Raw genomic sequence first — 12,247 nt, forward strand, 5'->3', positions numbered from 1 at the left:
ATCGCGATGGAGCAGGGCCTGCGCTTCGCCATCCGCGAAGGCGGCCGCACCGTCGGCGCCGGCGTCGTGTCGAAGATTACTGAATAATTCGCACAAGCGAATGAACCAACGAAAAGGGCTTCCCTCGGGACGCCCTTTTTTCGTTTTTGCCTAAGCTGATTGTAATGCTACTTCTCTCATATTGAGGCATCACAATTAGAAAGAGGTCACAGCATGCACTTATTGGCGCGTTCAGTTGGTCTAGTTGCTGCACTTGTTTATTTATCCACATCAGCGTCCGCACAGCAGATCGCGGACAGGATTTATCTCGGAGGGCCTGTGTTAACGATGAACGATAAGGCTCCGTCCGCTGAAGCGGTCGCAGTCAAAGACGGACGCGTTCTTGCTGTGGGGTCGTTGTCTGATTTGTCGATGCATCGCGGTGAAGAAACCGAAACGTTTGACCTGGAAGGCCGCGCGATGCTTCCGGGTTTTGTAGATAGCCACGGTCATGTGGTCATGGGGGGGTTGCAGGCATTGTCCGCCAACCTTCTTGCGCCGCCTGATGGGAAAGTCGTTGATATCGCCAGTCTGCAAGCCACGTTGACTGACTGGGCCGACGAAAATGCGCAAGCCGTTGAACAGGTCAAAATGATCATCGGCTTTGGTTACGACAATGCTCAATTAAAGGAACTGCGCCACCCTACGCGACAAGAACTGGACATTGTGTCTGAGGACTTGCCGGTCGTTATCGTTCATCAGTCCGGGCATTTGGGAGTAGCAAACTCGAAAGCTCTAGAGTTGGCAGGCATCACAGCCGCTTCAAAAGCCCCTCCGGGCGGAGTGATTCAACGCGATGACGCCGGTGAGCCAAACGGTGTTCTGGAAGAGTATGCGTTCTTTTCGGTCCTTGTGCCCATGTTAGGAAATCTGGGTGAAGAAGGCCTGGCGGCATTTGCCAAAGCTGGAACCGAACTTTGGGCACAGTTTGGATACACGACCGGACAAGAAGGCCGAACCTCAGGAGAAATTGTTGACGTTCTCAAGAAAGTTGCCGCCGAAGATGGGCTCCCAATTGACGTGGTAGCCTTCCCGGATGTTCTTGAGGCCAGGGAATATATAGGTGCAAACACCTCCAAGAACTACGACGACCGGGTTCGGGTCGGGGGCTGCAAGCTAACGATTGACGGCTCGCCTCAGGGTTTCACGGCTTTGAGGGATCGGCCCTATTATGATCCAGTCGGAAGCTACTCCGCCGGTTATGCAGGGTATGCTGCTATTACGATGGAGCAGCTACAGGACGCCGTTAATTGGTGTTACGAAAATGGGTTCCAAATCCTTGTGCACTCTAACGGGGAAGGGGCTTCTGACATGCTGATAGCAGCTCTCGAAGAGGCACAGATGAAGTATGGCGACCCGGGGAATCGTCCGGTTCTGATCCACGGTCAGTTTCTAAGAGAGGATCAGGTTGCGAGTTTTAAACGCCTCGGCGTATTCCCATCGCTTTTCCCGATGCACACGTTTTACTGGGGGGATTGGCATCGTGATCACACCGTTGGGCCGGTCAATGCAGACAATATCTCACCCACAGGATGGCTGCTTGAGCGGGACATGATGTTTGGTACACACCACGATGCCCCGGTGGCCTTTCCAGATAGCATGCGTGTTCTTGCTGCGACGGTTACTAGACGCACACGCTCTGGAGATATTTTGGGGCCGCATCAAAGGGTCGATGTTATGACTGCCTTGAAAGCCATGACAATCTGGCCCGCTTGGCAGCATTTCGAGGAAGATGAAAAGGGGTCCATTGAGGTTGGCAAAGTTGCGGATTTCGTGATCCTGTCAGACGACCCCACATCCGTTGACCCAGAAACACTGGCGGAACTAGAAGTGCTTGTAACCGTGAAGGGCGACGAGATTGTTTATGAAGCCGAAGTGGGTGTCCGAGAGGGCAAATTGGATTACTCGCCGTTCTCAAATGATCCTGTGATTGCCCATCTGTATCTGCATGCGGTTTACCAAGGGATGAAGGTAGAAGACGCATGGCTAACCAATGGCGTGTCTGGCGGCGAATAAAACGGTGTTCTTTGTGACGTTTGCCCCTTGTCAAACCCCGCCAACCCCACTAATACGCGCAGGTTCTCAACAAGAACATCAAGGCGGGATGATTCCCGCCTTTTGGGTTCGATGAGGGTTGGCGATGCGCGTCTGTCCTCCTCTCAACCTCAACGCCTGATAAAAGGCTGTTACTATGCAAAGCCAAAATATCCGTATTCGGCTGAAGGCATTTGACTATCGCGTTCTGGATGCCAGCACGCAAGAGATCGTCAACACTGCCAAGCGGACCGGCGCGAACGTGCGCGGCCCGATCCCGCTGCCGAACAAGATCGAGAAGTTCACGGTTCTCCGTGGCCCTCACGTTGACAAGAAATCCCGCGACCAGTTCGAGATCCGCACGCACAAGCGTCTGCTCGACATCGTTGATCCGACCCCCCAGACTGTGGACGCGCTGATGAAGCTCGACCTGGCTGCTGGTGTGGATGTCGAGATCAAGCTGCAGTCGTAAGATCGGAGGGTATAGATTATGCGCTCTGGTATTATCGCAAAAAAAGTTGGCATGACCCGCCTGTTCATGGAAGACGGCAAGCAGATCCCTGTGACCGTTCTTCACCTGGACAACCTGCAGGTTGTTGCACAGCGGACCGCTGAAAAAGACGGCTACACCGCCGTTCAGCTGGGCGCTGGTGCTGCCAAGGCAAAACGCACCTCGAAGGCCATGCGCGGCCACTACGCCGCTGCCAAGGTCGAGCCCAAGCGCAAGCTGGCCGAGTTCCGCGTCTCCGAAGATGGCCTGATCGAAGTGGGAGCCGAAATCTCGGCCGAGCACTTCCTGGCTGGTCAGAAGGTTGACGTTTCGGGCACCTCGATCGGTAAAGGCTTTGCCGGTGCGATGAAGCGCCACAACTTCGGTGGTCTGCGCGCCTCGCACGGTGTGTCGATCAGCCACCGTTCGCACGGCTCGACCGGTCAGTGTCAGGATCCGGGCAAGGTGTTCAAAGGCAAGAAGATGGCCGGTCACATGGGTGCTGCCCGTGTTACCACCCAGAACCTCGAGGTTGTCAAAACCGACGCCGACCGTGGTCTGGTCTTCATCAAAGGCGCCGTTCCCGGACCGAAATCGGGCTGGGTCACCGTCAAGGACGCCGTGAAGAAGAAAGCACCGGAAGGCCTGCCTTTCCCGGCTGCTGTGAAATCGGCTGCAACCGAAGCACCTGCGGAAGAAGTATCCGCGGAAGGTGGTGAAGCATGAAACTTGATGTAATCAAACTGGACGGCGGCAAGGCCGGCGACATCGAGCTGGATGCAGACCTGTTCGGCCTCGAGCCGCGCGCGGACATCCTGCACCGTGTGGTCCGTTGGCAGCGCAACAATGCGCAGGCCGGCACCCACAAGGTCAAGACCCGCTCGGAAACCAGCTACTCGACCAAGAAGATCTATCGCCAGAAGGGCACCGGTGGCGCACGCCATGGTGACCGTAACGCACCGATCTTCCGCAAGGGTGGTGTTTACAAGGGCCCGACCCCTCGTTCGCACGGCCACGACCTGCCGAAGAAGTTCCGTAAGCTTGGCCTGCGCCATGCTCTGTCGGCAAAAGCCAAAGCAGGTGAACTGGTTGTGATCGAGAACGCCGAAGCAGAAGGCAAGACCGCCGCACTGGCCAAACAGGTTGCAAACCTGGGCTGGAAACGCGCTCTGGTCATCGACGGCGCGACCGTGAACGAAGGGTTCCTGAAGGCGTCGCGCAACATCGAAGGTCTGGATATCCTGCCGTCGATGGGTGCAAACGTTTATGACATCCTCAAGCGTGACACCCTGGTGCTCACCAAAGCGGCTGTCGAAGCACTGGAGGCTCGTCTGAAATGAGCGCGAAGGCAGAACACTACGACGTGATCCGCAAGCCGATCATCACCGAAAAGTCGACCATGGCGTCCGAAAATGGCGCGGTTGTCTTTGAAGTGGCGATCGAAAGCAACAAGCCGCAGATCAAAGAGGCCGTTGAGGCGCTGTTTGGTGTGAAGGTCAAGGCGGTGAACACCACCGTGACCAAAGGCAAGGTCAAGCGGTTCCGCGGCCAGCTGGGCCGTCGGAAGGACGTCAAGAAAGCATATGTGACCCTGGAAGAGGGTAACACAATCGACGTAAGCACCGGTCTCTGATCCGACGCTTACAGCGACACTTTACGGCCCCGGTGGATCACTCCGCCGGGGCCGATTTCGTTTCAGGCGTCGAAGCTGGGGACGCGCGTCAGGGCAGGGCGGTCACACGCCCTCCAGCGGTCGCCTCAGGGCGGTTCTGACGTTTCGGGCTCATTGGCCGCCTCAACAGCCATCGCACCCTCTGGCGGCCTCTGAGCGGCCTGCAAGCGGGGCAGAGCCAGCAACGGATATAGAAAAGGCGCCGTCAAGGCGCCTTTGGGTCGTTTTAATTGTGTGCGTGGTTATGAGCAATATACGTGCCGGTGCGCGATATCTGCGATGTCGCAGCGGCGGATGCCGATATCGTCCAGCTCACGGTTGCTCAGACGCTGCAACTCGGTATAGGTGCGCTGATACTCAGCAGCACGAGCGCGGGCTGTTTTGATCCGTGTGATCATGTCAGCGATCCGGGTGCCGAAGTTGAAGCCGGTATGGGTCAGTGTCGCAGTTGTCATCTCTGTATTCCTTTCTCGTATCAGGGCGTATTCCCTGACGTTTCCTTTTGAGTTCCTTCATTGGACAAGGCAGAGATAGGAGCGTTTGCTATCGCTAACAACGCAGATTTTGGTCTAGCCGGTATGCATGCGGCGAATAACTTTCGCTGGTTGGATTGCTCGTAGCCTGGTTCCTGTTCCTATTGGCATGGATTTTGCAGTTGACCTGCAGATTGACGCGATGGCCATCTGCGGTTTGCAGCGACTTTCAGTTTGTTCCCAATACCGGACCCACCTGCTGAAATGCAAAATAAAGTCCCGTCGGATCACGAAACACACGCGGTGCATGCTGCGCGCTTTGCCGTGATCGAACACGCACTTCGGACGCTCCAAGCGTCAAAGCATCACGTACCGCATCCTCGATAGCGGTGACCTTAATTCCAGGTAGCCAGGCGCATCTTTCACGTATCTTTATATCTGGTGAAGCAACCACAGGAATATGTGTAAGCCACTGACCTGGCCCGGCCGCGCCCGTGCCATCCGTCTTCGAAGATGTTCGGTCAAACAACGATTGGTAGAATTCGACTGGAAACTCCGGGCTTTCGCTCAGATAAACCTCTGTTGTGAACTGTTGTGTAGGTATCGGGTAATCGTGTTGTGAAACGGAAATGCCAAACCTGGCTCCCAAGGGGTCCAACAATAGGCAGTTTCGCCCAACGCCGGGCACATCAAAGGGGCGTCGAATGATGTGCGCGCCCAGCTTCTCGGCACGCTTTGAATACTTGTCAACATCGGGAACTTCGAAATAGGGAAGCCAGCCGGCATCAAAACCCGCTGGAGTTTTGGTCAATCCACTTCCGGCCTCCCCATTCAGAAGAGCAAGAGTGAATTCCCCTTTTCCCCGACCCCAGACATAGTCTTCGGTGCTTTCCTTAATGAAATCCCACAACGCTACACGGCCATAGAAAGCCTCGGAAGCGTTCAGATCAGGCGTAAAGAGGTCATGCCATACGATCCGTCCTGTCTTATCCGCACTCACTTCAAGAACCTCCTGCGTGGAACACGCTGGGTAGTTCATCACAACCCATTTGGTCATTGATACAGATCAATCAGAACACGCCGCTCCTGAGATCCGGGTTGGAGGAAGGAATCCCCAAGAAGCTGAAGTGCCAACAAAAAACGCCCCCGAATTGACCGGAGGCGTTTTTGTTCTTTCCGATGAAGGCGGGCTTAACCGCGCTCTTCGACGATCTCAACCAGATGCGGGATCTTGCGGATCATGCCGCGCACCGAAGGAGTATCCTCCAGCTCACGGGTTCTGTGCATCTTGTTCAGGCCCAGGCCGATCAGGGTTGCGCGCTGTTCGGCGGGGCGACGGATCGGCGAACCGACCTGTTTGACGACGATGGTTTTTGCCATGACGTGCTCTCCTTATGCTTCTGCTTCAGCAGCAGCCGGTGCTTCGTCCCGCTTGGGCAGGATGTCAGCAACCTTTTTGCCACGACGTGCGGCAACCGAACGCGGGCTCTGCTCTTTCTGCAGGCCATCGATGGTGGCGCGGATCATGTTGTACGGGTTCTGCGAGCCCAGCGACTTGGACACAACGTCCTTGACGCCCAGCATTTCGAACACGGCACGCATCGGACCACCGGCGATGATACCGGTACCTTCAGGCGCGGCGCGCATAACCACTTTACCGGCGCCGTGACGGCCCTCGATGTCGTGGTGCAGGGTCCGACCTTCGCGCAGCTGCACGCGGATCATCTGACGCTTGGCTTGCTCAGTCGCCTTGCGGATGGCCTCAGGTACTTCTTTCGCTTTACCCTTGCCAAAGCCGACGCGGCCTTTCTGATCGCCGACAACCACCAGAGCGGCGAAGCCAAAGCGCTTACCACCTTTTACGGTTTTCGACACGCGGTTGATTGCGACCAGGCGATCTGCAAATTCCGGTGTTTCTTCACGGTCGCGGCCACGGCCCCGACGGTTTTCACGTTCTGCCATTTGGCATCCCTTTTCCTCTAGAGGCGCTTGCGGCGCCAATTACTCAATCGAAGTGAACCCGTGAATGACATTCTGGGGCTCCCCGATCATCGAGGCGGGCGGACCCGCCTTCAAAGTGCCGGTGCCGGGCTGAAGCCCGGCCTACGGCGTCGTATCCGGTAGGCCGGGCTTCAGCCCGGCACACCATCAGATCTTCAGGCCACCTTCACGCGCAGCGTCGGCGACAGCCTTCACTTTGCCGTGGAACAGGAAGCCGCCACGATCGAAATAGGCCTCTTCGACGCCTGCCTTCTTGGCACGCTCGGCGATGGCCGCGCCGACTTTCGTCGCCGCTTCGACGTTGTTCTTGCCAACAACACCCAGATCTTTTTCCAGGGTCGAGGCCGAGGCCAGGGTCACGCCACGTACGTCGTCGATCAGCTGAACAGAGATGTTCTTGTTCGAACGGTGTACGGACAGGCGCGGACGACCCGCGTTGACCTTGCGAAGTTTGTTCCGAACGCGCAGGCGGCGCTTCAGAAACAGGGTTCTTTTGCTGTTTGCCATTGTCTGCGTCCTTACTTCTTCTTGCCTTCCTTGCGGAAGATGAACTCGCCCTTATAGCGGATGCCCTTGCCTTTGTACGGCTCGGGGCGGCGCCACTCGCGGATTTTGGCCGCGGTTTCGCCCACCAGCTGCTGGTCGATACCTTCCACAACGATTTCGGTCTGCTTCGGTGCGGTGATGGTGACACCTTCCGGAGCCGTGAAATCAACATCGTGGCTATAGCCCAGGTTCAGCTTCAGGGTGTTGCCCTGCATCTGCGCCCGGTAACCAACACCCTGGATCTCCAGCTCTTTTTTGAAGCCTTCAGTCACACCGGTTACCAGGTTGGCAACCATGGTGCGGCTCATGCCCCACTGCTGGCGGGCACGCTTGGACATGCCGCGAGGGTCGATCTTGACCACGTTGTCTTCAACCGACAGCGTTACGTCGTCGGTGGCGGTGAAGCTGCGGGTGCCTTTCGGACCTTTGACTTCGATGGTCTGACCCGACACAGAGGCGGTTACGCCGCTGGGCAGCTCGACCGGTTTTTTACCAATACGAGACATTGCAGACCTCCTTAGAAGACGGTGCAGAGCACTTCGCCGCCAACATTGTTGGAGCGAGCGTTTGCGTCCGACATCACACCTTTCGGAGTGCTGACAATCGACACGCCCAGACCCTGACGGACCTGCGGGATGTCATTGACGCCCATGTATACGCGGCGACCGGGTTTCGAAACCCGCTTCAGTTCGCGAATGACAGGGGTGCCTTCGTAGTATTTCAGGCTGATTTCGATGGCCGGATGACCGTTTTCGCCGGTCGTCTTTTCATAGCCTCGGATGTAGCCTTCGTCCGCCAGCACGTCCAGAACCCAAACACGCAGCTTTGACGCCGGAGTGGATACGGTGGATTTGCCGCGCATTTGCGCGTTGCGGATACGGGTGAGCATATCGCCGATAGGATCATTCATATCTATGTCTCCCTTACCAGCTCGATTTCACCATGCCGGGGATCTGACCAGCAGAACCCAGCTCGCGCAGCATGATACGGCTGACCTTCAGCTTACGGTAGTAAGCGTGGGGACGACCGGTCAGCTGACAACGGTTGTGCAGACGGGTAGCCGAGCTGTTGCGCGGCAGTTTCGCCAGTTTCAGACGCGCTTTGAAACGCTCTTCCATCGGCTTGCTCTCGTCATTCGCGATTTCTTTCAGCTCGGCACGCTTTGCGGCATATTTGGCCACCAGGCGTTCGCGCTTCTTTTCGCGTTCGATCATTGCTTTTTTAGCCATGTCTCAATCCTCCCGGCGCTTACGCGTTGAACGGCATGTTGAATGCTTTCAACAATGCCTTTGCTTCAGCGTCGGTTTTCGCTGTGGTGGCAATTACGATATCCAGGCCCCAGACCTCGTCGACCTTGTCGAAGTCGATTTCCGGGAACACGATGTGCTCTTTCATGCCCATGGCAAAGTTGCCACGACCGTCGAAAGAAGGCTTAACACCGCGGAAGTCACGAATACGCGGCATTGCGATCGTGATCAGACGATCCAGGAATTCGTACATCCGGTCACCGCGCAGGGTCACTTTCGCACCCAGCGGCATGTCTTCCCGGACGCGGAAACCCGCGATCGACTTCTTCGCCTTAGTTGAAACGGCCTGTTGACCGGCAATTGCAGTCAGATCCTCGACAGCAGCTTTCGCTTTCTTCGAGTCTTTGACGGCCTCGGCACCACAGCCGATGTTCAGAACGATTTTTTCCAGCTTGGGCAGCTGCATGTCGTTCTTGTAGCCGAACTCTTCTTTCAGAGCGGCACGGATGGTCTCGGCGTACTGCGCTTTCAGACGCGGGGTGTAGGTTGCGTTATCAAGCATCGATCACGTCCCCTGTGGTCTTGGCGAAGCGAACTTTCTTGTCGCCTTCCACGCGGAAGCCAACGCGGGTTGCTTTGCCGTTCTTGTCCAGCAGTGCCAGGTTCGAAAGATCGACCGGCAGAGCTTTGGGCAGGCGGCCGCCTTGCGAGGTTTGCGACTGGCGGGTGTGGCGGATGGCGATGTTGATGCCATCGACCACAGCTTTGCCGGCTTTGGGGTCAACCGAGGTGATAGTTCCCTCTTTGCCCTTGTCCTTGCCGGACAGCACGACGACCTTGTCGCCTTTGCGGAGTTTAGCAGCCATGATTACAGCACCTCCGGAGCCAGCGAGATGATTTTCATGAAGTTCTTCGCGCGCAGTTCACGAACAACGGGGCCAAAGATACGGGTACCTACGGGCTCGTTGTTGTTGTTCAGGATGACGGCGGCGTTGCGATCGAAACGGATCGCGGTGCCGTCTTCGCGACGGACTTCCTTGGCGGTGCGTACGACGACGGCCTTACGGACGTCACCTTTCTTTACGCGGCCGCGCGGGATGGCTTCCTTCACCGAGACGACAATGATGTCGCCAACGGAGGCGTATTTACGCTTGGAACCACCCAGGACCTTGATGCACTGAACTCGGCGTGCGCCAGAGTTGTCAGCGACATCCAGATTGGTCTGCATCTGGATCATGTGGTTTCTCCCGACCTGTGGGGGCTGGTCTGATTAAATCCCCCAGGGTTTCGACAAATGAAAAATCCCGGAAGCTTACGCTTCCAGAACTTCCCAACGTTTCGTCTTCGATTTCGGCGCGCATTCGATGATGCGTACAGAGTCGCCGACCTTGAAGGCGTTCTTTTCGTCATGAGCCCGGTATTTCTTGGACTTACGAACGGTTTTGTGCAGCAGCGGGTGCTTGAAACGGCGCTCGACCAGCACGGTGATGGTCTGTTCGTTGGCGTCGCTGGTCACGGTGCCTTGCAGGATACGCTTGGGCATCTGATTACTCCTCGGATGCCGCAGCAGCGGCCTTTTCGTTCAGGATGGTTTTGACGCGGGCAGCGTTGCGGCGGGCCGCTTTGATGCCAGCAGTGTTTTCCAGCTGACCGGTTGCCTGTTGAAAGCGCAGGTTAAAGCTTTCTTTCTTCAGGTTGACCAGTTCCTCGCGGAGCTGATCAGGGGTCTTGTCACGCAGTTCTTGGGCGTTCATCGCCTTTTCCTTTGCTCAAAACACCAGAAGGCCCCGTACTCGGGTCACCTTTGACCTGGTGGATGAATGATAGACATACGAATCGCCCGACAACGCCGGGAGACCGCAAGATGCCGCTCTATAGGGGGTTAGGGGTGGGGTGGCAAGGGAAAGTTTGCCATGCGGGAACAGGGAATTTCCCGAAATCAAAAACCCGCTTGTGTCACCGTGTCAGACCCTGGCTATTTGCCACTCTGGTCAATACGGACAGCATCTCGGAAACCTCTTCCGGCGAAAGACGGCCATGACCGTCCAGGAACGCTCCGATGTCACGCCCGGTATATCGCCCCGTCAGCTTCCCTTCGTCAAGGATCAGATTGTTTCGCGCAAGCTCCACGGCGGTCACATGGCAAATACGGCATTTCTCGATGAAGACACCGCCCGAGTCCCGAATAATCCGGAAATGAGCAAGCAGTACCTCGGCCTTGTCCGTAGTCACCCCGCCATGACCGGAGCGCAAGTAATTTTCGACCGCCCGTCCGGACCGGGCTCCGACCAGCACACCATCTGACACACCAAGCTCCTCCCAAACGAAATCACCGGAATGGGGGGCGTGGCATCCGGCACAGCTGTCTTCGTAGATGCGGTGCGGGTTCGCAACTTGCCCCACAGCACTTGTCGTGCAGGCAATTGTCGCAACCAGAACGAATGAGAATAGGGCTTGCATCGTAAATGCCTGACCAAAGCCTGAACAATACACCTCAACATGACGGGCGGGTGCATAGCTTGGATTCTATCGTGTGTCTGAACCCAATGGAATGATTGAGATCAGATGGCTCAAATTCGCTTTTACGAAAAACGCGGCCCCGTTTGCACGAGACCGCGTCTGCAACTGTCTAAGTCTGGGCGACTTACGCCAGAGCGATGTTCACAGCCGACTCGCGGCCGTCACGGCCGGGCTCGATGTCGAATGTTACTTTCTGGTTGTCGGCCAGACCGGTCAGACCCGAGCGTTCGACAGCAGAGATGTGTACAAACACGTCTTTGCCACCGGTCTCCGGTGCGATGAAGCCAAAACCTTTAGTTGTGTTGAACCATTTTACGGTGCCATTGGCCATATCCGTATTCTCCAAATAATTGCTGTCCGCGGAATTGCGACAGCGCGGCGTGGTCGGTCTGGATCGAGAGACTGAACGCCGAATATCGGGAGACAGTGGTCGAAAAAGAAAAACGTAAGCGTGCCTCACATGGTCCATGTCGGCACATATTGCAAGTGTTATCGAAAACTCTTTGTGAATCGTGATTGGTAGGGGGCCGCCCGTTCGTCTCGCAAACGCTACACTGAACAACTACCGTGCAATGAGCTGATGCTCACTCCCACTTATAGTTGAAACTCACTGAAATCCGCTCTTCCTCGGCCATGTTCATCGGCACCTCGTGGCGCAGCCAGCTTTCCCACAGCAGAACATCGCCCACCTGCGGCTTCACATAGATGAAGGGCTGCAAATCGCGTCGCCCACCTTTCAGCCGCGTCGGCGCGGCCATCATGCGGCCTGAGCGGGGGTCTTCCAGCTTCAGCGCGCTCGCGCCTTCGGGCATCGCCACATAGGTGGTGCCGGAAATCACACTGTGCGGGTGCAGATGGCTGGAATGCATGCCACCCTCGGGCAGGATGTTGATCCACAGGTCTTCCAGCTTCAGCTCACCCTCACCCAGATCAAACTCCAGATCCTTGGCAAAAGCCGCCACATGGCTGTCCAGCGCTTTGACCAGATCGGCGAATATCGGAAACCGCCAGGGCAGGTCGGTCAGCGAAGCATAGCTGGTGTAACCGGGATAGCCGTTTTCTTCGCACCAGTCCTGACCGGCCTCGTCATCCTCGGCGATGACAAGGCACGAGCTTTCCAACTCCTCCGCATCGATCGGGGGACCGAACTCGGACAAAGAGGCACGATAGAGGCGGGTGACGAAGAGTGATTCAATCTGTGGCATGGCGCTGTCTTAAACCAGCC

22 protein-coding genes are annotated in these 12,247 nt (G+C 56.6%); 6 read left to right on the forward strand and 16 right to left on the reverse strand.

Annotation, left to right across the window (positions count from 1 at the left end):
• The 6 genes from AC2FNC_RS11900 to AC2FNC_RS11925 form a co-directional block, all read left to right on the forward strand.
• Positions 1–87: EF-Tu C-terminal domain-related protein (locus AC2FNC_RS11900; protein WP_370001509.1), on the forward strand; the 87-nt coding region annotated here is incomplete at its 5' end.
• A 240-nt stretch (positions 88–327) separates the two neighbouring features.
• Entirely contained in the window at positions 328–2,055 is a 1,728-nt protein-coding gene (locus tag AC2FNC_RS11905) for an amidohydrolase (RefSeq protein ID WP_480554843.1), read from the forward strand.
• 175 nt (positions 2,056–2,230) lie between these two features.
• A complete protein-coding gene (gene rpsJ, locus AC2FNC_RS11910; protein WP_008756422.1) occupies positions 2,231–2,545 on the forward strand; it encodes a 30S ribosomal protein S10 in 315 nt (104 codons plus the stop codon).
• A gap of 18 nt (positions 2,546–2,563) precedes the next feature.
• Complete coding sequence (gene rplC, locus AC2FNC_RS11915; protein WP_171638102.1) at positions 2,564–3,289, forward strand: 50S ribosomal protein L3; 726 nt, start codon at positions 2,564–2,566, stop codon at positions 3,287–3,289.
• The gene (rplD, locus tag AC2FNC_RS11920) at positions 3,286–3,903 is read left to right on the forward strand and encodes a 50S ribosomal protein L4 (RefSeq protein ID WP_480474058.1); all 618 of its coding nucleotides are present in this window, start codon (positions 3,286–3,288) and stop codon (positions 3,901–3,903) included. Before rplC ends, rplD begins: the two co-directional genes overlap by 4 nt.
• Positions 3,900–4,196, forward strand: coding sequence for a 50S ribosomal protein L23 (locus AC2FNC_RS11925; RefSeq protein ID WP_170609990.1), 297 nt, complete (start codon positions 3,900–3,902; stop codon positions 4,194–4,196). Before rplD ends, AC2FNC_RS11925 begins: the two co-directional genes overlap by 4 nt.
• 281 nt (positions 4,197–4,477) lie before the next feature.
• Here the strand turns inward: AC2FNC_RS11925 and AC2FNC_RS11930 are convergent, their stop codons facing one another.
• From AC2FNC_RS11930 to AC2FNC_RS12005, 16 genes are all read right to left on the reverse strand, one after another.
• A complete protein-coding gene (locus AC2FNC_RS11930; protein ID WP_209505835.1) occupies positions 4,478–4,690 on the reverse strand; it encodes a DUF1127 domain-containing protein in 213 nt (70 codons plus the stop codon).
• 247 nt (positions 4,691–4,937) lie between these two features.
• A complete protein-coding gene (locus tag AC2FNC_RS11935; RefSeq protein WP_480520327.1) occupies positions 4,938–5,765 on the reverse strand; it encodes a VOC family protein in 828 nt (275 codons plus the stop codon).
• A gap of 134 nt (positions 5,766–5,899) precedes the next feature.
• Positions 5,900–6,088 carry a 50S ribosomal protein L30 gene (gene rpmD, locus AC2FNC_RS11940; RefSeq protein ID WP_480496045.1) on the reverse strand — a complete coding sequence of 63 codons (189 nt, stop codon included), beginning with the start codon at positions 6,086–6,088 and terminating at the stop codon, positions 5,900–5,902.
• Positions 6,089–6,100: 12 nt separating this feature from the next.
• Positions 6,101–6,670: a 30S ribosomal protein S5 gene (gene rpsE / locus AC2FNC_RS11945; RefSeq protein ID WP_480474056.1), complete on the reverse strand. Its 570-nt coding sequence runs from the start codon at positions 6,668–6,670 to the stop codon at positions 6,101–6,103.
• A gap of 186 nt (positions 6,671–6,856) precedes the next feature.
• Positions 6,857–7,216, reverse strand: a complete 360-nt coding sequence (gene rplR / locus AC2FNC_RS11950) for a 50S ribosomal protein L18 (RefSeq protein ID WP_010437103.1) — start codon at positions 7,214–7,216, stop codon at positions 6,857–6,859.
• 11 nt (positions 7,217–7,227) lie between these two features.
• Positions 7,228–7,761, reverse strand: a complete 534-nt coding sequence (gene rplF / locus AC2FNC_RS11955) for a 50S ribosomal protein L6 (protein ID WP_039523384.1) — start codon at positions 7,759–7,761, stop codon at positions 7,228–7,230.
• Between the two features lie 11 nt (positions 7,762–7,772).
• Positions 7,773–8,165 (reverse strand): 30S ribosomal protein S8, encoded by a 393-nt coding sequence (rpsH, locus tag AC2FNC_RS11960; protein WP_209505841.1) that lies wholly within the window; start codon positions 8,163–8,165, stop codon positions 7,773–7,775.
• 13 nt (positions 8,166–8,178) lie between these two features.
• Positions 8,179–8,484: a 30S ribosomal protein S14 gene (gene rpsN / locus AC2FNC_RS11965; protein ID WP_142639784.1), complete on the reverse strand. Its 306-nt coding sequence runs from the start codon at positions 8,482–8,484 to the stop codon at positions 8,179–8,181.
• Between the two features lie 19 nt (positions 8,485–8,503).
• A complete protein-coding gene (gene rplE, locus AC2FNC_RS11970) occupies positions 8,504–9,064 on the reverse strand; it encodes a 50S ribosomal protein L5 (protein WP_480484777.1) in 561 nt (186 codons plus the stop codon).
• Positions 9,057–9,368 (reverse strand): 50S ribosomal protein L24, encoded by a 312-nt coding sequence (gene rplX, locus AC2FNC_RS11975; protein WP_480484776.1) that lies wholly within the window; start codon positions 9,366–9,368, stop codon positions 9,057–9,059. Before rplX ends, rplE begins: the two co-directional genes overlap by 8 nt.
• Positions 9,369–9,370: 2 nt before the next feature.
• The gene (gene rplN / locus AC2FNC_RS11980; protein WP_005621870.1) at positions 9,371–9,739 is read right to left on the reverse strand and encodes a 50S ribosomal protein L14; all 369 of its coding nucleotides are present in this window, start codon (positions 9,737–9,739) and stop codon (positions 9,371–9,373) included.
• A 75-nt stretch (positions 9,740–9,814) separates the two neighbouring features.
• On the reverse strand, positions 9,815–10,045 hold the full coding sequence (gene rpsQ / locus AC2FNC_RS11985) for a 30S ribosomal protein S17 (protein ID WP_209505845.1): 231 nt from the start codon (positions 10,043–10,045) through the stop codon (positions 9,815–9,817).
• A gap of 4 nt (positions 10,046–10,049) precedes the next feature.
• A complete protein-coding gene (rpmC, locus tag AC2FNC_RS11990; RefSeq protein ID WP_209505847.1) occupies positions 10,050–10,256 on the reverse strand; it encodes a 50S ribosomal protein L29 in 207 nt (68 codons plus the stop codon).
• Between the two features lie 202 nt (positions 10,257–10,458).
• Positions 10,459–10,962, reverse strand: coding sequence for a hypothetical protein (locus tag AC2FNC_RS11995; protein WP_496715441.1), 504 nt, complete (start codon positions 10,960–10,962; stop codon positions 10,459–10,461).
• A 184-nt stretch (positions 10,963–11,146) separates the two neighbouring features.
• Entirely contained in the window at positions 11,147–11,353 is a 207-nt protein-coding gene (locus tag AC2FNC_RS12000; protein ID WP_480474053.1) for a cold-shock protein, read from the reverse strand.
• Positions 11,354–11,606: 253 nt separating this feature from the next.
• Positions 11,607–12,227 carry a 2OG-Fe(II) oxygenase family protein gene (locus AC2FNC_RS12005; RefSeq protein ID WP_480496041.1) on the reverse strand — a complete coding sequence of 207 codons (621 nt, stop codon included), beginning with the start codon at positions 12,225–12,227 and terminating at the stop codon, positions 11,607–11,609.
• Positions 12,228–12,247 lie beyond the last annotated feature (20 nt).

It is taken from the genome of Ruegeria sp. BHSA123 (assembly GCF_059613425.1).

Excerpts from the sequence above, each read along its gene's own strand:
- AC2FNC_RS12005 (WP_480496041.1), bottom strand. The coding sequence starts at position 12,227 with ATGCCACAGATTGAATCACTCTTCGTCACCCGCCTCTATCGTGCCTCT.
- rplF (WP_039523384.1), bottom strand. The coding sequence starts at position 7,761 with ATGTCTCGTATTGGTAAAAAACCGGTCGAGCTGCCCAGCGGCGTAACC.
- rpsQ (WP_209505845.1), bottom strand. The coding sequence starts at position 10,045 with ATGCCCAAGCGTATCCTGCAAGGCACCGTGACCAGCGACGCCAACGAA.
- AC2FNC_RS11925 (WP_170609990.1), top strand. The coding sequence starts at position 3,900 with ATGAGCGCGAAGGCAGAACACTACGACGTGATCCGCAAGCCGATCATC.
- rplR (WP_010437103.1), bottom strand. The coding sequence starts at position 7,216 with ATGGCAAACAGCAAAAGAACCCTGTTTCTGAAGCGCCGCCTGCGCGTT.
- AC2FNC_RS11905 (WP_480554843.1), top strand. The coding sequence starts at position 328 with ATGAACGATAAGGCTCCGTCCGCTGAAGCGGTCGCAGTCAAAGACGGA.
- rpmC (WP_209505847.1), bottom strand. The coding sequence starts at position 10,256 with ATGAACGCCCAAGAACTGCGTGACAAGACCCCTGATCAGCTCCGCGAG.
- rpsN (WP_142639784.1), bottom strand. The coding sequence starts at position 8,484 with ATGGCTAAAAAAGCAATGATCGAACGCGAAAAGAAGCGCGAACGCCTG.
- rpmD (WP_480496045.1), bottom strand. The coding sequence starts at position 6,088 with ATGGCAAAAACCATCGTCGTCAAACAGGTCGGTTCGCCGATCCGTCGC.
- AC2FNC_RS12000 (WP_480474053.1), bottom strand. The coding sequence starts at position 11,353 with ATGGCCAATGGCACCGTAAAATGGTTCAACACAACTAAAGGTTTTGGC.
- rplD (WP_480474058.1), top strand. The coding sequence starts at position 3,286 with ATGAAACTTGATGTAATCAAACTGGACGGCGGCAAGGCCGGCGACATC.
- rpsH (WP_209505841.1), bottom strand. The coding sequence starts at position 8,165 with ATGAATGATCCTATCGGCGATATGCTCACCCGTATCCGCAACGCGCAA.
- rplC (WP_171638102.1), top strand. The coding sequence starts at position 2,564 with ATGCGCTCTGGTATTATCGCAAAAAAAGTTGGCATGACCCGCCTGTTC.
- AC2FNC_RS11930 (WP_209505835.1), bottom strand. The coding sequence starts at position 4,690 with ATGACAACTGCGACACTGACCCATACCGGCTTCAACTTCGGCACCCGG.
- rplX (WP_480484776.1), bottom strand. The coding sequence starts at position 9,368 with ATGGCTGCTAAACTCCGCAAAGGCGACAAGGTCGTCGTGCTGTCCGGC.
- rpsJ (WP_008756422.1), top strand. The coding sequence starts at position 2,231 with ATGCAAAGCCAAAATATCCGTATTCGGCTGAAGGCATTTGACTATCGC.
- AC2FNC_RS11935 (WP_480520327.1), bottom strand. The coding sequence starts at position 5,765 with ATGACCAAATGGGTTGTGATGAACTACCCAGCGTGTTCCACGCAGGAG.
- rplN (WP_005621870.1), bottom strand. The coding sequence starts at position 9,739 with ATGATCCAGATGCAGACCAATCTGGATGTCGCTGACAACTCTGGCGCA.
- AC2FNC_RS11995 (WP_496715441.1), bottom strand. The coding sequence starts at position 10,962 with ATGCAAGCCCTATTCTCATTCGTTCTGGTTGCGACAATTGCCTGCACG.
- rpsE (WP_480474056.1), bottom strand. The coding sequence starts at position 6,670 with ATGGCAGAACGTGAAAACCGTCGGGGCCGTGGCCGCGACCGTGAAGAA.
- rplE (WP_480484777.1), bottom strand. The coding sequence starts at position 9,064 with ATGCTTGATAACGCAACCTACACCCCGCGTCTGAAAGCGCAGTACGCC.